The organism is Achromobacter sp. E1, assembly GCF_037039475.1.
GTDB classification, from domain to species: domain Bacteria; phylum Pseudomonadota; class Gammaproteobacteria; order Burkholderiales; family Burkholderiaceae_B; genus Achromobacter; species Achromobacter mucicolens.
Window position 1 is genome coordinate 5,486,700 of sequence record NZ_CP146253.1, and the last position, 22,553, is coordinate 5,509,252.

A 22,553-nucleotide genomic window follows, 5' to 3' on the forward strand; every position below is an offset into this window, starting at 1 on the left:
AGCCCTGCGTTGCCCCTTGCGGGCGACTCCGAACGATGGAGAGTGCGGCGTGCGGGCATGCCTTGACGCTTCGCAGTCCCCATGAAACGATGTTCTTCAGAAGAACGAAAGTTCGAAAGAAGAACAAATTATGACACGCCACCTATGAGCGAACATCATGATCTCTAAGCTTGTTGCAAGCGCTGCCGCCGCCCTGGCGGACGTTCCCGATGGCGCCACCGTCATGATCGGCGGCTTTGGCACTGCCGGCCAGCCCATGGAACTGATCGACGCCCTGCTTGAACAGGGCGCCAAGGACCTGGTCATCATCAACAACAACGCCGGCAACGGCACCACCGGCCTCGCCGCGCTGCTGGGCGCCAACCGCGTGCGCAAGATCATCTGCTCGTTTCCGCGCCAGGCGGACTCGCAGATTTTCGACGGCCTGTACCGCAGCGGCAAGCTGGAACTGGAACTGGTGCCCCAAGGCAACCTGGCCGAGCGCATCCGCGCCGCCGGCGCCGGCATCGGCGCGTTCTTCACGCCTACCGGCTACGGCACGCCGCTGGCCGACGGCAAGGAAACCCGCGAAATCAACGGCCGCCAGTACGTGCTGGAGTACCCGCTGCACGCCGACTACGCGCTCATCAAGGCCGAACGCGGCGACCGCTGGGGCAACCTGGTCTACCGCAAGACCGCCCGCAACTTCGGCCCCATCATGGCCAGCGCCGCGCGCGTCGCCGTGGCCCAAGTGCGCGAAATCGTCGAACTGGGCGAGCTGGACCCCGAAACCGTCGTGACCCCCGGCATCTTCGTCAAGCGCGTCGTGCAGATCGCAGGCCAAGCGGCCGCCAAGGAGCAACAATGAGCACCAAACTGACCCGCGACCAGATCGCCGCCCGCGTCGCGCAGGACATTCCCGAAGGCGCCTACGTGAACCTGGGCATTGGCCTGCCCACGCTCGTCGCCAACCACCTGCCGGCCGGCCGCGAAGTCATCCTGCACACCGAAAACGGCATGCTGGGCATGGGCCCGGCGCCCGCCAAGGGCGAGGAAGACTACGACCTCATCAACGCCGGCAAGCAGCCCGTCACCGAACTGCCCGGCTGCTCCTTCTTTCACCATGCCGATTCGTTCGCGATGATGCGCGGCGGCCATCTGGACATCTGCGTGCTGGGCGCCTTTCAGGTCTCGCAGCACGGCGACCTGGCCAACTGGCACACCGGCGCGCCCGACGCCATCCCCGCCGTGGGCGGCGCGATGGATCTGGCCATCGGCGCGAAGGACGTCTTCGTGATGATGGAACTGCAGACCCGCGAAGGCCAGAGCAAGCTGGTCGAGACCTGCACCTATCCGCTGACCGGCGTGCGCTGCGTATCGCGCGTGTACACCGACGTCGCGGTGTTCGACATCAACAAGGACGGCGTGACCGTCACCGACATCTTTGGCGACATGACCGCCGATGAGCTGCTGCGCCTGACCGGCCTGCCGCTCAAGTTTGCGAACTGAAGTCCCTGAATTGCCGATACGCCGCCCCGCCAGCCGGGGCGGCATCATGGAGAGTCCATCATGTTGTTCATGGTTCAAATGCAAGTCAATCTGCCCGTCGACATGCCCGCCGACCGCGCCGACAAACTGAAGGCCGACGAAAAGGCCCTGGCGCAGCAGCTTCAGCGCGACGGCAAATGGAAGAGCCTGTGGCGCGTTGTGGGCCGCTACGCCAACGTCAGCATCTTCGACGTCGAAAGCAACGACGAACTGCATGCGCTGCTGTCGTCCCTGCCGCTGTTCCCGTACATGGATATCGAAGTCACGGCGCTCGCGCGCCATCCCTCGGCGATCTGACAGGAGCCTTGCATGCCCTACATCATCGAAACCTTCGACAAGCCCAACCACCAGGACATGCGCCAGCAGCACCGCGCCAAGCACCTGGAATACCTGGACGCCAACAAACAGCTCCTGTTGGCGTGCGGCGCCAAGCTGCAGGATGACGGCAAGGATGCCGGCGGCGGCCTGTACATCGTCGACGTCGACACGCGCGAAGCCGCGCAGCAGTTCATCGATGCCGACCCGTTCGCGCAGGCCGACCTGTTCGACCGCGTGACCATCACCCGCTGGCGCAAAGCCTACGTCGACGGCGTCTGCCACCTGTAATCCCCGCGCGGCCGCCGTCAACGCCGCGCGGCCGCGGCTTTCCCGGAAGGAATCCCACATGTCTTATGCCGATCTCAGCCAGGCACGGCTGTTCTACGTCATCGATGGCCCCGCCGACGCGCCGGTGCTCGTGCTCTCCAATTCGCTGGGCACCTGCGCCGACATGTGGGCCCGCCAGATCCCCGAACTGACCCGCCACTTCCGCGTGCTGCGCTACGACACCCGCGGCCACGGCAAGTCCTCGGTCCCCGAAGGCGAGTACAGCTTCGAGCAGCTGGGCAACGACGTCGCCGAACTGCTGGCGCACCTGGACATCAAGCGCGCGCACTTCTGCGGCCTGTCGATGGGCGGCCCGACCGGCCTGTGGCTGGCGCTGGCGCGCCCCGAACTCGTCGGCAAGCTGGTCCTGTGCAACACCGCCGCGCGCATCGGTTCGACGGAAGGCTGGAGCGCCCGCATCGCCGCCGTGGCTGAGCAGACGCTGGAAAAGATGGCCCCCACGCTGGTCGAGCGCTGGCTGACCGACGGCTACCGCGCCGCCGAACCCGGCCTCACGCAGGTCCTGATCGACATGCTGCGCCGCACGCCGGATGCGGGCTACGCGGGCAACTGCGCCGCGCTGCGCGACGCCGACTTCCGCGAACAGGTGTCTTCGATCACCGCGCCCACACTCGTCATCAGCAGCACGCACGACCTGGCCGCCACGCCCGCGCAAGGCCAGGAACTGGCCGCCGCCATTCCCGGCGCCCGCTATGTCGAACTGAACACCTCCCACATCTCGAACTGGGAGCAACCGGAAGCCTTCACCCGCGTGGTCGTCGACTTCCTGACGGAGTGAGCCGCATGCAACGCTGGAAGCACCGGCCCGAAGGCTCCAACTGGGGGGACTTCGGGCCCGACGACCAACTCGGGCGCCTGAACCTCATCACCGAAGAACAGGTTCTGAAGGGCGCGCGCGAGATCCGCGCCGGCAAGACCTTCTGCCTGTCCCTGCCGCTGGACCTGCCCGGCGGCAACGTGCTCAACCCGCGCCGCCATCCGCCGCAGCTAAGCCCCACGAAACTCAAGGACACGCCGTACCTGAACTTCCCGCTCAAGAACGTGAACCCGGACGCGCTGGATGTGCTGAGCGACGACCAGGTGCTGCTGTCCATGCAGTATTCGACGCAGTGGGACGCGCTGGCGCACGTGGGCGCGCTGTTTGACGCCGATGGCGACGGCACGCCGGAACTGCGCTACTACAACGGCTTTCAGGCCGGCGTGGACGTCGTGGGCCCCGCCGACGGCGACCACACCGGCTGCGGATGCAACAGCGGCGGCCCGTCCGCCGCGCTGAAGCTGGGCGTCGAGAACCTGGCGCAAAAGGGCATGCAGGGCCGCGGGGTGCTGGTGGACCTGTTCCGCCATTATGGCCCGGGCCGCACGCTGATCGGCCACGCCGAACTGATGCATGTGCTGGACGCGGACGGCATCGACGTGGAGCCCGGCGACATGCTGGTGCTGCGCACCGGCTACGCCGAAGCCGTGGTCGCCATGAACGGCGCGCCGGACCCCGAGGTGCTGCACACCTACGGCGCCGCGCTGGACGGCACCGACGACGCGCTGCTGCAATGGATCACCGACAGCGGCATCGCCGCCATCTGCGCCGACAACTACGCGGTCGAGGCCTACCCCGCCCGCGAAAAGTCCGGCGTGCGTCCCATGCTGCCGCTGCATCACCACTGCCTGTTCAAGTTGGGCCTGCCGCTGGCCGAGCTTTGGTATTTGAAGGACCTGGCGGATTTCCTGCATGCCAACGGCCGGCACCACTTCATGCTGACCGCGCCCCCGCTGCGCCTGCCGCATGCGATCGGCTCACCCGTTACGCCGATTGCGACGGCGTGACGTGCACGCGTCAGGTCTCTGACGCCAGCACAGGTCAGGTGTCTGACACCCGTACGAGACGGCCATGAAGCTGCATCGGTGCAACATGGGTGTCAGACACCCGCGGGAGGCAGTCTTCCATTGAACCGATGTGCCTGGGGTGTCAGACACCTGACCGTATCCGATTGCCACGGCGTGACGCGCGTAGCGCCGCTGTCAGCGGGCCAAAGAAAACGCCAGACCTCGTCTGGCGTTTTTGCTTGCCGGGCGGTCAGCCCTTCAGGCAGGTGCTCATGAAAGTCTTGCGGGCCTCGCCCGTCAGCTTTTGCTCGCCGGCCTTGGCGTTGCAATCCTTCATCTTCTGCTGCTGCGGCGTCAGTTGCTTGGCGGGCTCCTCGCCCTTCAGGCAGCTGCTCATGAAGGTCTTGCGCTCGTCGCCTTTCTTGCCCTCGGCGGCCTTGTTGCAGTCCGACATGCGCTGCTGCTGCGGCGTGGGCGTCTTGGCGGTTGAGGGCGCGGCGGGGGTCTGGGCCTGCGCGCCGGCAAAACATGCGGACAACAGGATGGCCGAGGCCAGCTGGGTGGTACGGGAAAGCATGAGTTCCTCCCTTGAGCGCCCCAAACGCATTGGCACGCGCGACGCGGGGCTGCACGGTCCGCCGGCCAAGGCGCCGGCCCGGTCATCATCGGACAATCCCGGCGCCTTCGCAACCTCCGCCGCAACCTGTTACCCATTCATCCATCTGACCCGTTGAATCCCCGGCCGGAAAGGAGTGAGATAGGCAAAACCCGCGCCGCGAGCCCCAGGAGACGCCATGAAAAAAATCATCCTCGCCTCGATTGCCGTGTTGGCCTGCGCCTGCGCCCCCGCTGGCGCTCAAAGCCTTGCCTACGGCGTCACCCTGGGCAACGTCCAGGCCGTGCGCGACAGCACCCGCAACGTCTCGACCATCACCGGTTTCCTGGCCAACCAGTCCGAACGCCCCGTCAATAGCGTCCTTCTGACCTACGTCCTGTACGACGCCCAGAACCGCGAGGTCGGCCGGGTCAGCGAAGACATCGTGGGCCCCCTCGCCCCCGGCCAGATCAAGGTGGTCAAGGCCATCACGCCGCTCGAATTCGCCCGCGTGACCCCGCTGGACGTGGCAGCCCGCTAAGACTGCCCAGGGCTTAGACCCGCCGCAAAAAAAACCCTTTCAATATCAGGGTTTAGACAGGTGGCTATCAGCCCAATTATGGGAAAATCCCGACTGCCGACTCGATAAAAGGGGCTTCCACACGAAGCCCCTTCGTGCGTATGCCGGCGCGCCAGCAAGCCTGGCCTCGATATTAGGAACTGAAGATCATGTTTCCCAAAAGACTCTCCGAAGGCTACCAATCCTTCCTTGACGGCCGCTTCCAGACAGAAAGCAGCCGCTACCAAAAGCTGGCCGAAATCGGCCAAAGCCCGGAAATCCTGATCATTGGCTGTTGCGACTCGCGCGTGTCGCCCGAAGCGATCTTCGACGCAGGCCCCGGTGAAATGTTTGTGGTGCGCAACGTGGCCAACCTCGTGCCGCCCTGTGATCCCGACTCGGAATCGTCGTACCACGGCACCAGCGCCGCCATCGAATTTGCGGTCAACGGCCTGAACGTCAAGCACATCGTCGTGCTGGGCCACGCCTCCTGCGGCGGCATCCGCTTCTTCTTCGACGACGCCACGCCGCTCAGCAAGAGCGATTTCATCGGCAAATGGATGTCGCAGATCGAACCCGTCGCCAAGGGCATGTCCCCCGAGACCGGCGATCGCCAGGCCAACCTCAAGCGTTTGGAACTGGCCACCGTCGCGCACAGCCTGAACAACCTGATGACGTTCCCGTCGATCCGCCGCCGCGTCGAAAAGGGCGAACTGGAACTGCACGGCGCCTACTTTGGCGTGGCCACCGGCGTCCTGTTCCTGCGCGATCCGGAATCCGGCGAGTTCAAGCCCTGCCTGGAAACGGGCGTTACGGAATAAGGCCGTGAGCGCCGGTCCGCAAAGGGTCCGGCGTCGTCAGCACGCGGGGCGCGGCTCGTACGAGGCGCCTCTCTGCCTTTCCGCCGCCGGCCGCTTCCCCTTGCCGCTGGCGATTCCCCGCTTCATGCCTTCCCGATTGTCATCCGCAAGCAGGCTGGACAGCGTTAGCACGCTGCGCAACACTGACGCCTCTCACCGACAGGGAACCCCATGAAAATCTTCTTCTCGCCCGCTTCGCCCTTTGTACGCAAGTGCATGGTCATCGCCCACGAACTCGGGCTGGCCGACCGGATTGAAAAGCTGCCCAGCGCCGCCGGTCCCGTCGCCCGCGACCAGACCATCATCCCGAGCAATCCGCTGGGCCAGGTGCCCACCTTCATCACCGATGAAGGCCAGGCGCTGTTCGACAGCCGCGTCGTCTGCGAGTATCTGAACGACCTGGGCGGCGGATCGTTCTTTCCTGCCGGCAAGGCCCGCTGGCCCGTGCTGACCGAGCAGGCAATGGCCGACGGCATGCTGGGCGCGGCGCTGCTGGCGCGCTACGAGACCGTGCTGCGTCCCGAGGCCTTGCGCTGGGATGGCTGGGTCGAGGGCCAGTTGGGCAAGGTGCGCGATGGCCTTGCGCTCATCGAGAAGAGCGCCGCGGGCCTCGCGGGCCGCCTGGACATCGGCACCGTCACCATCGGCTGCGCGCTGGGTTACCTGGACTTCCGCTTCCCTGACCTGGACTGGCGCGCCTCGCACCCGGCCACGGCTGCCTGGTACGAGGATTTCAGCCAACGCCCCTCGATGCAGGCCACCAAGCCCTGATCCGGCCGCCGGCGTTTTGCGCCGGTAACTGCCACGGCATCAATGCGACGACACGAACGCGGCTTGCGCGAAGGCTGGTATGGCGAAGCCTTCGCGCATGCGCCGCGCCTCTGCCGCTGGCGTCAGGCCAAATAGGCGCTTGAACTCGCGGCTGAACTGGGACGGGCTCGTGTAGCCCACCGCCTGGCTAGCCGTCTCGGCCGTCAGATCCTGCCGCACCATCAAGAGGCGCGCCTGGTGCAGGCGGGTCGATTTCACGTACTGCATCGGGGAAACCTGCGTCACCGCCTTGAAATGGCTGTGAAAGCTCGGGACGCTCATGCCAGCCTCATTCGCCAGCCTGGTGACATCCAGCGGCTGGGCATACTCCGCATGGATGACACGCAGGGATTTGCCAATACGCCCAAACTGCCCTCGCAGCGATAGTGCTTCCCGCATCGAACTGCCCTGCGGGCCGGTCAGCACGCGGAAATAGAGTTCGCGCAGCAGGCCCGCTGCCAGCACTGCGGCTTCCAACGGCTTGGCCATGGCCTCGATGAAGCGCAGCACCGACGCACGCATCGCTTCATCCATCGGGGTCGACATCATGCTTTGCGGCGCCTGGACAGGCGCCGCGTGCCCGGCGCCGTCGATCTGCGACGCCAACTCCGCCGCCAACGCAAAGTCCAGGTGCAGGTACAGCGCCAGCAGCGGCCGCTCGGGCGTGGCTTCAGTCTCCATGCTGAAAGGAACCGGGACGGAGACGGCCAGGTAGTGCTGCTCGTCATAGAGGTAAAGCCGATCGCCGAAGTAACCGCGCTTGCGGCCCTGGCACACGATCACGATCCCGGGGTCATACAGCACGGGCGTGCGCGCCAGCGCGCGGTTGGCGCGCAGCACGCGCACGCTGGGCAACGCCGTCAGGTTGTAGCCCTCATGGGGCGCCAAGCCGCGCAGCAGTTCGGCCATGCGGCTTTCGGCAAGAGCGGGGCCTGCCGCGCCGTCCGCGCCCGGGGAAATCGCGTTCATAGTTTTATGCAAGATAAGTAGCGGAATACGGCTTATCCGCGCGTTATTGCGAGACTACCATGCATTCTCCACTGACTTTGGAGCCGACTCCATGACCTCCCCCAAAACCCTGCTCATCACCGGCGTCAGCAGCGGCTTCGGCCGCGCATTGGCCGAGGAGGCCCTGGCCGCCGGCCATCGCGTGGTGGGAACCGTGCGCAGCGAACCCGCACGGATCGCCTTCGAGGCCTTGTCCCCAGGCGCGGCCATCGGTCGCATCCTGGACGTCACCGACTTCGACGCCATCGACGGCGTCGTGGCCGATATCGAAGCCGGCGTCGGGACCATCGATGTGCTGGTCAACAACGCGGGCTACGGTCACGAAGGCGTGATGGAAGAGTCGCCGCTGTCGGAAATGCGCCGCCAGTTCGACGTGAACGTCTTTGGCGCGGTCGCGATGATGAAAGCGATCCTGCCCTTCATGCGCCATCGCCGGCGCGGCCACATCCTGAACATCACGTCCATGGGCGGCCACATCACCATGCCGGGGATCGCGTACTACTGCGGCAGCAAATTCGCGCTGGAGGGGATTTCCGAAGCCCTGGGCAAGGAAGTGCAGCCGCTGGGCATCGCCGTGACCGCCGTGGCGCCGGGATCGTTCCGCACTGACTGGGCGGGCCGATCCATGACACGTACCCCACGCGCGATTGCAGACTACGACGCGATCTTCGACCCCATCCGCAAGGCGCGCGAAGAGAAAAGCGGCCGACAACTGGGGGACCCGCGCAAGGCGGCGCGCGCCATGCTGGCGGCCATCGCCGCCGATCATCCGCCCGCGCACCTGCTGCTGGGCAGCGATGCGCTCGGGTTGGTCAGGGGCAAGCTGGCCGCCTTGCAGGAGGAATTGGCGGCGTGGGAGACGGTTACGAAATCCACAGATGGATAAAACCTTTCGCAGAAGGCTTTGCTAAAGTGAACTTGCATCTCCCCTGACAGACCAACCCAAAGGTCAATCACGACAAGGAGCGCCCGCATGGCCATTTCTGCGATCTCCGCCATCCCGCACGTCGCCGCGCCTTTTCCGGCGCGCGTCTCGATGCTGGATGAAAACCGCCCCGCCTGGGAAGCCGAACGCGCCGCGCAGAACTTCGCGGCCCGCCAGGCGCAGCGCTCCGCCCAGGCCCAGGCCGCCCGCGAAGCCCAGCGCCTGGAACGCGCCCAGGCCGACAAATTGGCAAGGGCCGAGCAAAACGCCCCGCGCGTCAGAGACAACGCGGACCCCGCGGCCGCACCCCTCGCTCTTGCCGCCCCGGCCATCAACGTCGATGAATTGCGCGACCTGTACGCGGACGCCCGCATGCGGCGCGCGGTCGAAGACTTTGCCGCCCGGCCCGACCCGGCGGCCCAACGCGCCCAGGCCGCGAACGACTGGGGCACCATCGAAGGCCTGGCGCCGCTGCAACCTTATCGTGTCGCCATGGGCAATCCGCAAGTCGAGTTGCAGGCCGCGGCTGTCATGAAGGCAGCCAGTGCTGCCGTTCCGGCGGTGGCCAACATCGGCCCCACCGAAAACGCAACCGACAACGCGCGCTACCGGCCCGGCGCCGCGCCCTGATTCCCGCGCAGACCCCGGTGTCAGACACCCGAAAGATCCTTGCGCTGCCCCAGGTGTCAGACACCCGAAAGATCCTTGCGCTGACCCAGGTGTCAGACACCCAAATGAGACACCCGTCAATTGGCGACGGCGTCTCGACGGGTGTCTGACACCGCCCCCAAGCCCGCCCATGAAAAAAGCCGCCTATAAAGGCGGCTTTATCATGGCGCGAAGACCGATCAGTGGAAGAATTCCGCGATCATCGTGGCGCCCATGAAGGTGCCGGCGTTGGCGGCCAGCGACACCACCACGATCTTCCAGCCCAGCTTGCGGAAGGCGGGCAGGTCTTTCAGGATCGACAGGCCGGCCATGGCCAGGATGACCGTCGTGAACGGCAGGAAGTTGACCTTGCCGACCATTGCGATGATCTGGTCCGAGTACGGCAGCACGCCGGGGCAACCGGCCGTCATGGCGATCAGCGACAGCACGAACACCGCCGGCAGCTTGGGCACGACGCGCAGGATGAGGTCAGTGATGACGACCAGCAGCACGATGATGCCCATGCCGGGCAGCGCGTCCGCGAACGGCACGTTGTAGCCCAGGCGGTTGCCCACCAACGCAAACAGGCCACAGATGACGTAGGCGGTCAGGCGGTCGCCAAAGCCCATCTTCGTGCCGTGTGCGGGAACGTCTTCCGACACGCTGTCGTCGACCACGGCCTCGTTCTTGCCGCGCGAGAAGCGGCCCAGCACGGGCTCCAGCTTGCCGTACAGGAAGATCGTCGTGGGCAGCGAGATGAAGAGGGTGAAGTACACGCCCACCACGGTGGTCAGCAGGTTGGCGGCAGCAGCCAGCGCAGCCACCTGATGCGCCATTTCAGGCGTCTGCTGCGAGGCGATCGCACCCACGCCGGCGGCCATCATGCTGCCCGAGCCCACGCCTGCACCCATGGCGAGCGAGCGCGGATCGAAGATGTTCAGGCTGGTGATGAAGCCGGCCATCAGCGCCACGAACAGCGCGCCGATCACGGTGCCGGTGATATATTCGGCCATGACGCCGCGGCCTTCGGGCGAATTCATGCCGTAGCGCTCGCCGATGATCGCCAGGCTGGGCTCACGGCCCACCGAGAACGTGGCGCCGATCGCTTCGCGCTTGATGCCCAGCAGCAGCGCCAGCGGCAGGCCGATGGCCATGGTGCCGAAGAAGTGGCCGAACTCCTGGAACACCAGCGCCCAGCCGGCCTCGCGCACCTGCGGCAAGGCGCCGCCGACCATCAGGCCCAGCTTGGCCAGGAACGGCAGCAACGCATATTGCAGGTAGCCGCTGATGCGGGTCTGCATGGCCTTGTCGATGCCGATGCCGGACGGCAGCCGCTGACCGAAAGCCGCCACGACCGCGCCGATGAAAATGGCCCACAGCATGGGTTGCAGGACGATCTTGCCGGGACCGACCGAGAAGGTCACGCTGCCGATCGCTTCGGAGATGACGACCACCAGCAGGATGGCGGCGAGCATGCGCACGCGCCCCGATAGCGGCATGGAAGGCAAGGCCAGGCTGGCGCTGGCATGAGACATTGTTTTTCCCCTGATGACGAACGGCGCGCAACGGGCGCGCCGGTTCGGACTGCGCAATCAACGGGCGCGCCGGTTCGGACTGCGCAATTTTCGCTCTGCCCGTTAGCGGGCAACCATGACACCCGCCGCCGAGAAACGTTGCGTAAAATGCAACGAATTGCCTTTTCCTGGGAAATTTTTGCACGGGACAGCGTTCGTTAAGGGTAAACCCTTAACTGTCCGCGTGGAAAATCCGCCGCAATCCCGCCCGGAGCCGCCGCCATGGATGAACAACTCGACGCCCGCCGCACGCATTACTTCATGCAGGTCATGAGCCGGGGCTCGGTGCGCGGCGCGGCCGAAGCGCTGGAAATGGATCCGTCCGCCGTCAGCCGCGCCATCGCCGCGCTGGAACGCGACTGCGGCATGGCGCTGTTCGAGCGCCGCGGCCGCGGGCTGGTGCCCACCGATGCCGCCCACATCCTTGCCCGCTACGTAAAGCGCCAGCAGGACATCCAGGAAAGCTTCTTTTCCGAGATCGACAGCCTGCGCAAGGCCGAGCGCGGCCACATCGATCTGGTGCTGGGCGAGGGCTTTGTCGAACTCATGTTCGACCGCGTCCTGCCGGGTTACTGGCGTAGCCACCCGGAAGTCACGCTGGACATCGACGTGGCCCGCACCTCCGAGATCGTGCAGCGCATCGTCGATGACCGCGCCTATATCGGGCTGGTGTTCCAGCCGCCCAACGACGCGCGGCTGCGCACGCATTACTCGCGGCCCGAACCGATACGCGCCATCGTGCGCCAGGATCATCCGCTGACCCGGCTGCGCCGCCCCCTGCTCTTGACCGACCTGGCCGACTACCCCGGCGCGTCCATGCAGGAAGGCTTTGGCGTGCGCCAGCACATCCAGGCCGCCGAAATCAGCGAGCAGGTGCGGCTGCACAACGTGCTGACCACCTCGTCCTTCAAGGCGCTGTGGCAATTCGCGGCGGCCGGCATCGGCTACGCGCTCACGCCCCCCATCGCCGTCACCGCCGACATGCAGGCACAGCGGCTGGCCAGCCTGCCGCTGGCCAATCCCATCCTGAATCAGGGCAGCCTCCACGTCCTGAGCCGCGCCGGCCGCCACATTTCGCCCGCCGCGCGCGAACTGCTGGACCACATCGTGCGCGGCATCGGCGCGCATGCCGCCGCGCCAACTGATACGGTCGGTTGAACCGGATCTGCATCTGTCTGCGCCCCAGTCCAGCGTCTACAGTGGACGGTCAAGAATCTGCCCGGAGGCGCATATGCTCAGTTTCCTGCGCACGGTCCGCTCCGTGCTATGGGCCTTTTTCGGCGTGCGCCGCGGACGCGGCTACGACGCCGACATCGCCCACAACAAACCTGGCCCCCTCATCGCCACCGGCCTGCTGCTCGCGGCCTGCCTGGTGATCATTCTGGTGTTCGTGGCGCGGTGGGCAGTGAATGCGGCGTTGTAGCCGCGTCGCCAGCGAGCGCCGGCCGGGGCAGTCGCGACTATCCATATGCAACGACGGCGCCGCTGGACGGCATCGGTGCAGATGATTTCCCGCAAAGGCCGAAAACCCATCCTTTGCAAAAATACCCGCCACGCATGAACCATGCCCCTCCGGCAGCCGTACTTTGCGAAGGGCGTAGCGCCCGGCCTCCGCAAAAACAGCCGCCCCGCCGCCCGGCCGCCCGAAGGCGGGGCAGCCCCCTTGGGGGGCAGCTAGCGCGCGGAGCGCGCGCGGCGTGGGGGCATTGATAGCCGCCCCGCCGCCCGGCCGCCCGAAGGCGGGGCAGCCCCCTCGGGGGGCAGCTAGCGCGCGAAGCGCGCGCGGCGTGGGGGCTCTTATTTCTTTATTACCAGAATGACTTAGACGGTCTTTACGGCTGCCTGTTACGGTTATGAATCCCGTTTTTCCGGCGCCGTGCGCCTGCCCCGTTCCGGGGTTCAGACCGAGAAGATTTCAAGGGCAGTAGACATGTACGTGTATGACCCCGTCGATCAACAGCTTGTCGAGCAGCGTGTCGCGCAGTTTGCCGATCAGACGCGCCGCTTTCTCGACGGCCAGCTTACCGAGGACGATTTCCGCGTCCTGCGCCTGCAGAACGGCCTGTATATCCAGCGCCACGCTCCCATGCTGCGCGTCGCGATTCCGTATGGCCTGCTGGCGTCGCGCCAGCTGCGCACCCTGGCGCACATCGCGCGCAAATGGGACCGCGGCTACGGGCATTTCAGCACCCGTCAGAACATCCAGTTCAACTGGCCCAAGCTCGAAGACGTGCCGGACATCCTGGCGGAACTCGCCACGGTGCAGATGCACGCCATCCAGACCAGCGGCAACTGCATCCGCAACACCACCACGGATCACTTTGCCGGCGTCGCGCCGGACGAGCTCGTCGATCCGCTGATCTGGTGCGAGATCATTCGCCAGTGGTCCACGCTGCATCCGGAATTCGCCTTCTTGCCGCGCAAGTTCAAGATCGCGGTCAGCGGCGCCGTGGAAGACCGCGCCGCCGTGGGCGTGCACGACATCGGCCTGCAGGCGGTCGAACGCGACGGCAAGCTGGGTTTCCGCGTGTGGATCGGCGGCGGCCTGGGCCGCACGCCCATCGTCGGCAAACTGATCAATCCGTTCGTCGAATGGCAGCACCTGCTGACCTATCTGCAAGCCGCGCTGCGCGTGTACAACCTGCATGGCCGCCGCGACAACAAGTACAAGGCGCGCATCAAGATCCTGGTCAAGGACCTGACGCCCGAGGTCTACGCGCAGCAGGTCGATGAAGAATGGCAGCGCATCAAGGGCGGCCCCGACACCATCACGCAGGAATTCGTGGACCGCATCAAGTCGCGCTTCGTCTGGCCGCAGCACGATGCCGCCGCCACGGCGGACGTCGACAACACCGCCGCGCTGGCTGCGGGCGACAAGCGTTTTGCGCGCTGGCTGCGCACCAACGTGCATGCGCACAAGGTCGCCGGCTACGCCGCGGTCACGGTGTCGCTCAAGCCCACCGGCGTGCCGCCGGGCGACATCACCGCGGACCAGATGGACGCCGTGGCCGACCTGGCCGACGACTTCGGTTATGGCGAACTGCGCGTGTCGCACGAACAGAACCTGATCCTGGCCGACGTGCGCCGTTCGCGTCTGCATGAGCTGTGGCAAAAGCTCGAAGCCCTGAACCTCGCCACGCCCAACGTCGGCCTGCTGACCAACATCATCGCCTGTCCGGGCGGAGACTTCTGCGCGCTGGCCAATGCCGTCTCCATTCCCGTGGCCGAAGCCATCCAGCGCCAGTTCGACGACCTGGACTACCTGTTCGAAATCGGCGAGCTGGACCTGAACATCTCGGGCTGCATCAACTCTTGCGGCCACCATCACGTCGGCCACATCGGCATCCTCGGCGTCGATAAAGCCGGCGAGGAGTGGTACCAGGTCACGGTGGGCGGCCGCCAGAACGGCGCCGCCAAGCCGCTGCCCGACCTTGAATCCACGCACGGCGGCGGCGCGGCCATCGGCCGCATCATCGGCCCGTCGTTCGCGCGCCATCAGGTGCCCGGCGTGGTCGACCGCCTGATCCGCACCTACCTGGGCCTGCGCGACAGCGAGGCCGAGCGCTTCATCGACGTGGTCGACCGCGTCGGCATCGACCCCTTCAAGCAGGACGTGTACGCGGACCCTGCCTTCGCCAAACCCACGCAGCACGCGGAGCCCGCCCATGTCTGAGATCTACGCCCACGACGCGCCCGGCCCGCACCTGATCCGCAACGGCAAGCTGGAGGCCGACACGTCGCGCCCCTTCGTGCCCGAACCCGAAGTGCCGGCCGAGGGCCAGGTGCCTGCCGACGAGCCCGGCTGGATCGTCCCGCTGTCCGTCTGGAAGACATCGCGCGCCACGCTGCGCCGCCACAAGCATCCCGTGGCGGTATTGCTGGGCCCCGATGCCGACCTGACCGATCTGGCGGACGCCGACGGCGTGCTGCATCCCGAAGGCATCGCCTTCATCGCCGTGGACTTCCCGGTCTACACCGATGGCCGGGGCTACTCGCTGGCCCAATTGCTGCGCACGCGCTACCAGTGGCAAGGCGAGCTGCGCGCGGTCGGCGACGTGATGATCGACACCATCCACTACCAGGCGCGCGTGGGTTTTGACAGCTTTCTCGTCAAGCCGGGACACGATCCGCACAAGGCGCTGGCCGCCTTCAAGACGTTCACGGTGCACTACCAGAAGACGTACCGCGTCCCCACGCCCGCGGCCGCATAAACGGGTCGCATAAACGGGTCGCAAAAACGGGTCGCAAAAACTGGCCGCCTGAACGAGGCCGCCAGAACGAGGCCGCCTGCGGCCTCAGTCCCCTTTGCCAGGCGCCGCCCCCAGCTGCATGCCGAACCCGCTCTGCGCCAGTTGCGCGCGGATCAGGTCGGCAATGCTGCGCTGGCGCGGCGCCTGCATCCGGCTGATCAGGCTGGATACGCTGACCGCCAGCCGCGGATACCCGCCGGCATCGCACAGCGCCACCCCCACGCCCAGCACCCCCGGCACCGCCGCGTTGCCCACCACCGCCCAGCCGCGCCCGCGTGTGTTCTCGACCAGCCGCCGCATCTGCGCCACCGTCATGCCGCCATAGGCGCGTAGCGCCTGCTCGTTCTGCGCCACAACTTCGTCGGCTTCGGCGGCGGGCAACGCGCCCAGCAGCGCCAGACCCGCGGCGCCCACGCCCAGCGGCTGGCGATGCCCGACCGTCACGGCCAGCACCTGCACCGGGTAGTTGCCGACCTCGCGATGCAGGCAGAGCGAATCGTTCGCCGCCCGGCAGATGAGAAACGCCGAATCGCCGCTGACATCGCTGATCTGGCGCAGCAACGGCCGCAGGCTGCGCACGGCCTGCGCGTGCGGATCGCCGGCCATCATCACGCCCAGTTCGGCGACGCGCCAGCGCGGCGCGCCCGATTCGCGCAAGGCATAGCCCTCTTCGACCAGCACATCCAGGTAGCGGTACACCGTGGACCGCTGCATGCCGGCGGCCCGCGCGATGTCCACCACGTGCATGCCGGCCGCGCCGGCCTGGCGCAGCACGCCCAGCACCTTCAGCCCGCGCCGCAGGATGCGCGGACCGGAACCCTCGGAATCCGGTTTGTTCAATTTCTGGACACCTTGCGTTGATAGGGCCTCCATCAAAGCCGAATATGAAGGCGGACAGACGAAGATCTGTCCAATTATTAGACAAACAGGACGGAGACAACAATGAAGACATTCGGCAAGCGCTGGACCGCTGCGGCGGTGGCCTTGAGCGGCGCCCTCGTGGCCGCCGCCCCCGCCTGGGCGGCCAAACCCTACCCCGAACGCCCCATCACCCTCGTCGTCGGCTACGCCGCCGGCGGCGCCACCGACATCGTGGCGCGCCTGATGGCCAAATCGCTGTCCGAAGAGCTGGGCCAGACGGTCGTGGTCGAGAACAAGACCGGCGCCAACAGCAACATCGGCGCAGAAATCGTCTCGCGCGCCGCGCCCGATGGCTACACGCTGTACGTCGGGTCCATCGCCAACACCATCAACCGCACGCTGTACAGCCAGCTCAATTACGACTTTGTCAAAGGCTTCGAGCCGGTCGGCCTGCTGGCGACCATTCCGAACATCCTGGTGGTCAATCCCAAGCTGCCGATCAAGTCCGTGCAGGAATACATCGCGTATGCCAAGAAGAACCCCGGCAAGCTGACCTGCGCCTCCTCCGGCAGCGGATCGTCCATTCACCTGTCGTGCGAACTCTTCAAGATGAAGACCGGCACTGACATCCTGCACGTGCCCTATCGCGGCAGCGGCCCCGCGGTGGCGGACCTGCTGGGCGGCCAGGTGGATTCCATGTTCGACAACCTGCCCTCATCCCTGCCCCACGTGCAGGCGGGCAAGCTGCGCGCCATTGGTGTGACCTCGCCCGAGCGCCTGCCCGCCACGCCCGATGTGCCCACGCTGGCCGAATCCGGCCTGCCGGGCTTCGACGTGGAATCGTGGTTTGGCCTGGTGGCGCCGGCCGGCACGCCCAAGCCCGTCATCGACCGCCTGAATCAGGCAGTGAACAAGGCGCTGGCCAGCCCCGCCCTGCAGACCTCGTACAAGCAGGGCGGATTCTTCCCGCCGCAGCCGCCCAACACGCCGGAGACCTTTGCCAAGAAGATCGCCAGCGAAATCGACAAGTGGGGTGCGGTCGTGAAAAGCGCCAACCTCAAGGCCAACTAGCGATCCAAGGAGCCAAGGTGTACCCGATTGATTTTTTCTTCCGCGCGGCCGAGCTGCATCCGGACCGCGTGGCGCTTGATGGTCCCGACGGGCAGGTCACCTACGCGCGGCTGGCGGCCGACACCCGCGCGCTGGCCGCCGCCCTGCAGGACCTGGACCCGGCGCCGCAGACGCGCGTGGCCATCTGCGCCGGCAACTCGGCGCGCCACATCCTGGCGCTGCTGGCGGTGCTGGCCAGCGGCAAGGTGTGGGTGCCGCTCAACTACCGCAGCACCGCGCGCGAGATCGGCCGCATCCTGGATGCCACCGAGCCGACCATCGTGATCGTGGACGGCGTGGGCGGGCCGCTTGTGCCCGTGGGCCCGGCGCGTCGCGTCGAACTGGAAGACACGGCGGCAGACCTGACGCTGGATGGCCTGTTGGCCGGTTTCGAGGGCCGTGCGCCGCTGCGGCACGCGCTGCCCCGCGATGCCACCCAGGCCATCAAGTTCACGGGCGGCACCACCGGGCTGCCCAAGGGCGTGATGCAGCCGTATCACGCGTGGAACGCCGGCATCGTCAACCAGATCCTCAACTGGGGCCTCACGGCCAACGACCGCTATGTCGTGTCCGCGCCCATCACGCACGGCACGGGCACGTATCTGTTGCCGGTGCTGGCGCAAGGCGGCGCGCATCTGCTGCTGGATAGCGTGTCGCCCCCCACCATCACGGCGGCGTTTCGCGAGCGGGGCGGCACGCTGAGCTTCATGCCGCCCACGCTGATCTACATGCTGATGGCGCAGCCAGGCGTGTCGCGCGCGGACTTCCCGCGCCTGCGCAACCTGATCTACGGCGGCGCGCCGATGCCCGTCGAGAAAATCGAGCGTGCACGCGCGTTCTTCGGTCCGGTGCTGGGCACGACCTACGGCCAGACCGAGGCGCCGCAGATCGTCACCGTGCTGCGTCCCGCCGACCTCGAAGCGCCTGAGAACCGCGCGTCGGTCGGCCGGGTCACGCCGCTGTCGGACGTGGCGATCATGGCGCCCGACGGCACGCTCTTGCCGCGCGGCGAGATCGGCGAAGTGGTGGTCCAGGGCGACCTGGTGATGACGGGCTACTGGCGGCTGCCCGAGAAAACGGCCGAGACCGTGGTCGACGGCTGGCTGCACACCGGCGACACCGGCCTCATCGATGCGCGCGGCTATCTGTTCCTGAAGGACCGGCTGCGCGACGTCATCATCACTGGCGGTTTCAACATCTACCCGGTTGACGTCGAGAACGCGCTGTCCGCGCATCCAGCCGTCTACGAGTGCTCGGTATTCGGCGTGCCCGACGACAAATGGGGCGAGGCGGTGCACGCGGCCGTTCAGCTTCAACCCGGCGCGCAAGCTAGCGACGATGAACTGAAGGCGCACGTCCGCGCGCTGCTGGGCCCGGTGGCCACGCCCAAGCAGATCCATTTCCACGACAGCCTGCCGCGCTCGAGCGTGGGCAAGGTGCTGAAGAACGCGGTGCGCGACGCCGCAATGAAGGAGACGCCATGAACACGCCCGAAACCCGCCTGTGCGCCCATCACTTGACCGGCATGTCGTACCGCGACGTCGACCTGGTCGAAGACCTGATCGGCAAGAAGTCCTTCACCGAGGTGATGATCATGCAGATCCTGGGACGCGACGCGCGCCCGGTGGACATGCGCATCGTGGACGCCGTGCTGGTCACGCTGATGGAACACGGCATGACGCCCAGCGCGATCGCCACGCGTCTGATCTACATGAGCGCGCCCGAGAACCTGCAGGGCGCCGTGGCGTCCGGCCTGATGGCCGTGGGCAGCCAGTTCGTCGGCACCATGGAGAACTGCTCGCGCCTGCTGGACCGCATCCGGCAGGCCGCCGACGGCCCCGCCGAGGCGCTGGCGATTGCGCGCGAGCACCGCGCCTCGCGCAGCCCGCTGCCCGGCTTCGGGCATCACCTGCACAAGCCGGACGATCCGCGCGCGATCAAGCTGCTGGCGCTGGCCGAGGCGGAAAGCGAGCTGAGCGGCGAGTCCGTGCAGGCCCTGCGCTGGCTGGCCAGCGCCATCGACGAGACGTACGGCAAGCACATCACCATCAATGCGACGGGCGCCGTGGCCGCGCTGCTCAGCGAAATCGGCGTGCCCACCGACCTGATGCGCGGCTTTGCCGTCATCTCGCGCGCGGCGGGTCTGGTCTCGCACGTTGCCGAAGAGCAGCAAAGCCCTTCCGGGCGGTTTATCTGGGAAACCATCGACCACGCCATTCCGTACGTGGGCAAGGGCAAGTCCCATCAGCAAGACGGCGGGCAATCATGACGGCGGCATCCGGCGGGCGCCTGGCCGGCAAGGTCACGCTGGTAGCGGGCGCGGGCACGTCGGCGCCCGGCTGGAGCATCGGCAAGGCCAGTTGCGTGACGCTGGCGCGCCAGGGCGCGGCCGTCGTTGCGCTGGACGCCAACCTGACCGCCGCCGAAGACGCGGCGCACGAAGTCGAATCGGCCGGCGGCATCGCACTGGCGGTGCAGGCCGACGTGGCCGATCCGGCTGCGATGCAGGCCGCGGTGGAGGCGGCGCTGGGCCGCTTCGGCCGCATCGACGTCCTGCAGGCCAACGCGGGCATCGGCAAGGTGGGCGGCCCCGAAGACATCTCGCTGCAAGACTGGGACCGCATCCAGCAGGTGAACGTGACCAGCCTGCTGATCGCGACACGGCTGGTGGTCCCGCTGATGCGCGCGCAAGGCGGCGGGGCCATCGTCGCGGTGTCGTCGATCGCGGGCATCCGGTACACCGGCTATCCGCATCTGGCGTACAGCGTCAGCAAGGCCGCCGTCATCCACTTCGCGCGCATGGCCGCGCAGCAATATGCCGCCGACCGCATCCGGGTGAACACGGTGATTCCCGGCCTGATCGACACCCCGCGCGTGGCCAGCAACGTCGCCAGGATGTTCGATGCCAACGACCTGGACGCCGCCCGCGCGGCGCGCGACAGGCAGGTGCCGATGGGCCGCATGGGCACGCCCTGGGAGGTCGCCAACGCGGTGGCCTTTCTGGCTTCCGACGACGCGTCTTACATCACCGGCACCGAACTGCTGGTCGATGGCGGCCTGACAGGCAAGTACGCCTGACGCGCCTACTCGGCCTTGATGTTGCCGCGCTGGATCACGCCCGTCCACTTGGCCACGTCGTCCTGGATGCGCTGCGCGAATTGCGCCGGCGTGCTGCCGACGGGCTGAAAGCCCATCCCCGTCAGCTTGTCCCGCAACGCGCCGCGCTGCACGGATTCGGCCAGCGTCTGCGACAGGCGCTCGATGATCGGCGCGGGCACGCCGGCCGGCGCAACCAGGCCGAACAACGGCGAGATGTCCACGCCCGGCAGGCCCGCTTCCGCAAAGGTGGGCACGTCGGGCAGCTGGCTCACGCGCTGCGGGCTGGTGACCGCCAGCGCCCGCAGCTTTCCGCCCTTGATGTGTTCAAGCATCGTGGGCACGGTGGCAAACCCGAACTGCACCTGGCCGCCCAAGAGGTCGGTGATCACAGTGCCGCCGCCGCGGTACGGCACGTGCAGCACGTCCACGCCCGCCTGCTGGCGCAGTTGCTCGCCGGCCAGATGCGGACCGCTGCCCACGCCCGCCGATCCGAACGACAACGTGCCCGGCTGCGCCTTGGCCAGCGCCACAAAGGACGCGATGTCCGTCGCCTTGACCGAGGGGTGCACCACCATGACGAAAGGCGCCGTCGCCATCAGCGAGATCGGCGCGAAGTCCTTGATGGCGTCATACGGTTGACGCTCGCCCAGCAGCGCGGGATTGATCGTGAACGTGGAGTCGACCATGCCGATGGTGTAGCCATCGGGCGCCGACACCGCAAGGGCGCGCGTGCCGATCGTGGTGCCGCCCCCGCCCCGGTTCTCCACGACGAAGGGCTGACCCAGCGCCTCGGCAAACACCTGGCCCGCCATGCGGCCCAGCGTGTCCGTGGCCGCGCCCGGCGGATACGGGATGGTCAGGCGGACCGCCTTGTCCGGATACTGCGCGGCGCGCGCCGCGAAAGACCACGGCAACACGGCGGCGCCAGCGGCCAGGGCCGCGCCATTGATCAGGAACGCTCTGCGTGAGGGATGCATGGGGTTGTCTCCAGGTTCATATGCGGTGCGGCCTCTTGAGGGCCGGTTCGTATTTCGGTGTGTCTTTCGTATCTGATGCGTGGGTGCGGATGCGTGTGCTTCAGCTGCTGTAGCGGCCCTCGGCTAGTTCCGCCTCCGGGTCCGCGCCCAATCCCGGCGCGTCCGGCACGTCGACCCAGCCGTCCTTGATGGGCACGCTGCACCCGTAGGGCACGTGCGCCAGTTCGACGTACAGGCGTTCCAGCGATACCTCGGCCTGTTGCGCGGCGATCAGGTGCAGGCTGGCAAGGTATCCGGGACCGAAGAACGCCACCTGCGGCGCGCACACGACGCGCGTGTCCGCGCACTTTTGCGCGATGCGCCACGCGGCGGTCAGGCCCAGCTTGATGACGCTGGGCTGCACGTACTGCGCTGCTTCCGTGTCCACCACGCGCTCCAGGTCGGTCGCGCTGGCGGCGTTCTCGCCCACCGCCAGCGGAATGCCGCAGGCATCCTTCAAGCGGGCCAGCGCGCGGTCGTCTTCCGGCGGCCACAAGGGTTCCTCGATCCAGAACGGATCGTGCGGGCGCATCGCCTCGATGGCGGCTTCGGCTTCGCCGGGCAGCCAGGCGCAGTTCGTATCCACCATGATCGGCACGCCCGGCCCCGTGCTGCGGCGCACGGCAGCCAGCGCATCGGCCGTGCGCTCGTGCAGCTTGATCTCGGTATAGCCTTCGTTCAGCGCGCGCGTGGTCACGGCGTCCAGGCGCTCGGCGTTGCCGTAGTACTGAAGCAGCGACGCATACACACGCACCCGTTCGCGGCGCTTGCCGCCCAGCAGTTCGTACAACGGCACGCCCGCGCGCTTGGCGCGCAGGTCCCACAGCGCGATGTCCAGACCGGCCAGCGCATGCACCACGGGGCCGGACCGCCCCAGGTTGTGCAGCGTGCGCTGCATGCCCGGCAGCAAGGTGTCGTCGTCCGCGTCCCGCCCGCAGGCCAGCGGCGCGATCAGCGTTTCGAAGATGGCGGGCAAGGCGCGCGGCTCCACGCAGTACGACTCGCCCCAGGCCACCGTGCCGTCTTCCGTCTGCACGCGCACCAGCGCGCTGTCGAGCTTGTCGCGCGGCCGGCCGGCGAACAGCGGCGACGGGCTCCAGTGATGAAACGGCAGGCGCAATGGAATGCAGGTGACGGAAACGATGGTGTTGGCGGGCATGGCGGCGCGGAGGTCGGGATGCAAAATGCGATGGGCTATTCTGGCGGCCGCCGGTTCATATG

25 protein-coding genes are annotated in these 22,553 nt (G+C 67.0%); 19 read left to right on the top strand and 6 right to left on the bottom strand.

Annotated features, from left to right (window positions below; translation table 11 throughout):
* Positions 1-157: 157 nt before the first annotated feature.
* From V6V88_RS25275 to V6V88_RS25300, 6 genes are read left to right on the top strand one after another with little or no spacing between them, the layout of a single operon-like run.
* Positions 158-847, top strand: a complete 690-nt coding sequence (locus V6V88_RS25275) for a 3-oxoacid CoA-transferase subunit A (RefSeq protein ID WP_056319823.1) — start codon at positions 158-160, stop codon at positions 845-847.
* Positions 844-1,488 carry a 3-oxoacid CoA-transferase subunit B gene (locus tag V6V88_RS25280; RefSeq protein WP_056319825.1) on the top strand — a complete coding sequence of 215 codons (645 nt, stop codon included), beginning with the start codon at positions 844-846 and terminating at the stop codon, positions 1,486-1,488. The genes V6V88_RS25275 and V6V88_RS25280 overlap by 4 nt, the downstream gene beginning before the upstream one ends.
* A gap of 60 nt (positions 1,489-1,548) precedes the next feature.
* The gene (gene catC, locus V6V88_RS25285; RefSeq protein ID WP_056319828.1) at positions 1,549-1,824 is read left to right on the top strand and encodes a muconolactone Delta-isomerase; all 276 of its coding nucleotides are present in this window, start codon (positions 1,549-1,551) and stop codon (positions 1,822-1,824) included.
* Positions 1,825-1,836: 12 nt separating this feature from the next.
* Positions 1,837-2,133: a YciI family protein gene (locus tag V6V88_RS25290; protein ID WP_056319830.1), complete on the top strand. Its 297-nt coding sequence runs from the start codon at positions 1,837-1,839 to the stop codon at positions 2,131-2,133.
* Between the two features lie 58 nt (positions 2,134-2,191).
* Positions 2,192-2,971, top strand: a complete 780-nt coding sequence (gene pcaD, locus V6V88_RS25295) for a 3-oxoadipate enol-lactonase (protein WP_062839029.1) — start codon at positions 2,192-2,194, stop codon at positions 2,969-2,971.
* 5 nt (positions 2,972-2,976) lie between these two features.
* Positions 2,977-4,017 (top strand): cyclase family protein, encoded by a 1,041-nt coding sequence (locus V6V88_RS25300; RefSeq protein WP_338616920.1) that lies wholly within the window; start codon positions 2,977-2,979, stop codon positions 4,015-4,017.
* A gap of 250 nt (positions 4,018-4,267) precedes the next feature.
* On the opposite strand, the gene V6V88_RS25305 is transcribed toward V6V88_RS25300, so the two are convergent.
* Positions 4,268-4,594: a PsiF family protein gene (locus tag V6V88_RS25305; protein ID WP_223573392.1), complete on the bottom strand. Its 327-nt coding sequence runs from the start codon at positions 4,592-4,594 to the stop codon at positions 4,268-4,270.
* A 217-nt stretch (positions 4,595-4,811) separates the two neighbouring features.
* Here V6V88_RS25305 and V6V88_RS25310 point away from each other — a divergent pair, with 217 nt between their 5' ends.
* From V6V88_RS25310 to V6V88_RS25320, 3 genes are all read left to right on the top strand, one after another.
* Positions 4,812-5,153 carry an FxLYD domain-containing protein gene (locus V6V88_RS25310; protein WP_223573394.1) on the top strand — a complete coding sequence of 114 codons (342 nt, stop codon included), beginning with the start codon at positions 4,812-4,814 and terminating at the stop codon, positions 5,151-5,153.
* A 188-nt stretch (positions 5,154-5,341) separates the two neighbouring features.
* Positions 5,342-5,992, top strand: coding sequence for a carbonic anhydrase (locus V6V88_RS25315; RefSeq protein ID WP_056319841.1), 651 nt, complete (start codon positions 5,342-5,344; stop codon positions 5,990-5,992).
* A gap of 210 nt (positions 5,993-6,202) precedes the next feature.
* On the top strand, positions 6,203-6,802 hold the full coding sequence (locus V6V88_RS25320) for a glutathione S-transferase (protein WP_338616921.1): 600 nt from the start codon (positions 6,203-6,205) through the stop codon (positions 6,800-6,802).
* Positions 6,803-6,841: 39 nt separating this feature from the next.
* Here V6V88_RS25320 and V6V88_RS25325 read toward each other — a convergent pair whose 3' ends face one another.
* A complete protein-coding gene (locus V6V88_RS25325; RefSeq protein WP_338619726.1) occupies positions 6,842-7,750 on the bottom strand; it encodes an AraC family transcriptional regulator in 909 nt (302 codons plus the stop codon).
* A gap of 151 nt (positions 7,751-7,901) precedes the next feature.
* Here V6V88_RS25325 and V6V88_RS25330 point away from each other — a divergent pair, with 151 nt between their 5' ends.
* Complete coding sequence (locus tag V6V88_RS25330; RefSeq protein ID WP_223573409.1) at positions 7,902-8,735, top strand: oxidoreductase; 834 nt, start codon at positions 7,902-7,904, stop codon at positions 8,733-8,735.
* Between the two features lie 87 nt (positions 8,736-8,822).
* Positions 8,823-9,404: a hypothetical protein gene (locus tag V6V88_RS25335; protein ID WP_280003360.1), complete on the top strand. Its 582-nt coding sequence runs from the start codon at positions 8,823-8,825 to the stop codon at positions 9,402-9,404.
* Positions 9,405-9,622: 218 nt separating this feature from the next.
* Here V6V88_RS25335 and V6V88_RS25340 read toward each other — a convergent pair whose 3' ends face one another.
* Positions 9,623-10,957 (bottom strand): DUF3100 domain-containing protein, encoded by a 1,335-nt coding sequence (locus V6V88_RS25340; RefSeq protein WP_280003357.1) that lies wholly within the window; start codon positions 10,955-10,957, stop codon positions 9,623-9,625.
* 261 nt (positions 10,958-11,218) lie between these two features.
* Here V6V88_RS25340 and V6V88_RS25345 point away from each other — a divergent pair, with 261 nt between their 5' ends.
* The 4 genes from V6V88_RS25345 (at position 11,219) to V6V88_RS25360 (ending at position 15,207) form a co-directional block, all read left to right on the top strand.
* Positions 11,219-12,154, top strand: coding sequence for a LysR family transcriptional regulator (locus tag V6V88_RS25345; protein WP_062839016.1), 936 nt, complete (start codon positions 11,219-11,221; stop codon positions 12,152-12,154).
* 73 nt (positions 12,155-12,227) lie between these two features.
* The gene (locus V6V88_RS25350; RefSeq protein ID WP_056319879.1) at positions 12,228-12,419 is read left to right on the top strand and encodes a DUF2970 domain-containing protein; all 192 of its coding nucleotides are present in this window, start codon (positions 12,228-12,230) and stop codon (positions 12,417-12,419) included.
* A gap of 507 nt (positions 12,420-12,926) precedes the next feature.
* Entirely contained in the window at positions 12,927-14,669 is a 1,743-nt protein-coding gene (locus V6V88_RS25355; RefSeq protein WP_223573412.1) for a nitrite/sulfite reductase, read from the top strand.
* A complete protein-coding gene (locus V6V88_RS25360; protein ID WP_056319884.1) occupies positions 14,662-15,207 on the top strand; it encodes a DUF934 domain-containing protein in 546 nt (181 codons plus the stop codon). Before V6V88_RS25355 ends, V6V88_RS25360 begins: the two co-directional genes overlap by 8 nt.
* A gap of 84 nt (positions 15,208-15,291) precedes the next feature.
* Here V6V88_RS25360 and V6V88_RS25365 read toward each other — a convergent pair whose 3' ends face one another.
* Positions 15,292-16,086, bottom strand: a complete 795-nt coding sequence (locus V6V88_RS25365) for a helix-turn-helix domain-containing protein (protein WP_223573413.1) — start codon at positions 16,084-16,086, stop codon at positions 15,292-15,294.
* A 102-nt stretch (positions 16,087-16,188) separates the two neighbouring features.
* Between V6V88_RS25365 and V6V88_RS25370 the strand changes: the two genes are divergently transcribed.
* Genes V6V88_RS25370 through V6V88_RS25385 form a run of 4 tightly spaced genes read left to right on the top strand, consistent with a single transcriptional unit; the run spans position 16,189 to position 20,295 of the window.
* The gene (locus V6V88_RS25370; RefSeq protein WP_056319888.1) at positions 16,189-17,178 is read left to right on the top strand and encodes a tripartite tricarboxylate transporter substrate binding protein; all 990 of its coding nucleotides are present in this window, start codon (positions 16,189-16,191) and stop codon (positions 17,176-17,178) included.
* 17 nt (positions 17,179-17,195) lie between these two features.
* On the top strand, positions 17,196-18,701 hold the full coding sequence (locus V6V88_RS25375) for an AMP-binding protein (RefSeq protein ID WP_223573415.1): 1,506 nt from the start codon (positions 17,196-17,198) through the stop codon (positions 18,699-18,701).
* Positions 18,698-19,486 (top strand): citryl-CoA lyase, encoded by a 789-nt coding sequence (locus V6V88_RS25380; RefSeq protein WP_062839013.1) that lies wholly within the window; start codon positions 18,698-18,700, stop codon positions 19,484-19,486. The genes V6V88_RS25375 and V6V88_RS25380 overlap by 4 nt, the downstream gene beginning before the upstream one ends.
* Positions 19,483-20,295 carry an SDR family NAD(P)-dependent oxidoreductase gene (locus V6V88_RS25385; protein WP_223573417.1) on the top strand — a complete coding sequence of 271 codons (813 nt, stop codon included), beginning with the start codon at positions 19,483-19,485 and terminating at the stop codon, positions 20,293-20,295. The genes V6V88_RS25380 and V6V88_RS25385 overlap by 4 nt, the downstream gene beginning before the upstream one ends.
* A gap of 5 nt (positions 20,296-20,300) precedes the next feature.
* Here V6V88_RS25385 and V6V88_RS25390 read toward each other — a convergent pair whose 3' ends face one another.
* Positions 20,301-21,293: a tripartite tricarboxylate transporter substrate binding protein gene (locus tag V6V88_RS25390; RefSeq protein ID WP_152382826.1), complete on the bottom strand. Its 993-nt coding sequence runs from the start codon at positions 21,291-21,293 to the stop codon at positions 20,301-20,303.
* Positions 21,294-21,393: 100 nt separating this feature from the next.
* Positions 21,394-22,491 carry a mandelate racemase/muconate lactonizing enzyme family protein gene (locus tag V6V88_RS25395; protein ID WP_280021839.1) on the bottom strand — a complete coding sequence of 366 codons (1,098 nt, stop codon included), beginning with the start codon at positions 22,489-22,491 and terminating at the stop codon, positions 21,394-21,396.
* Positions 22,492-22,553: the final 62 nt, after the last annotated feature.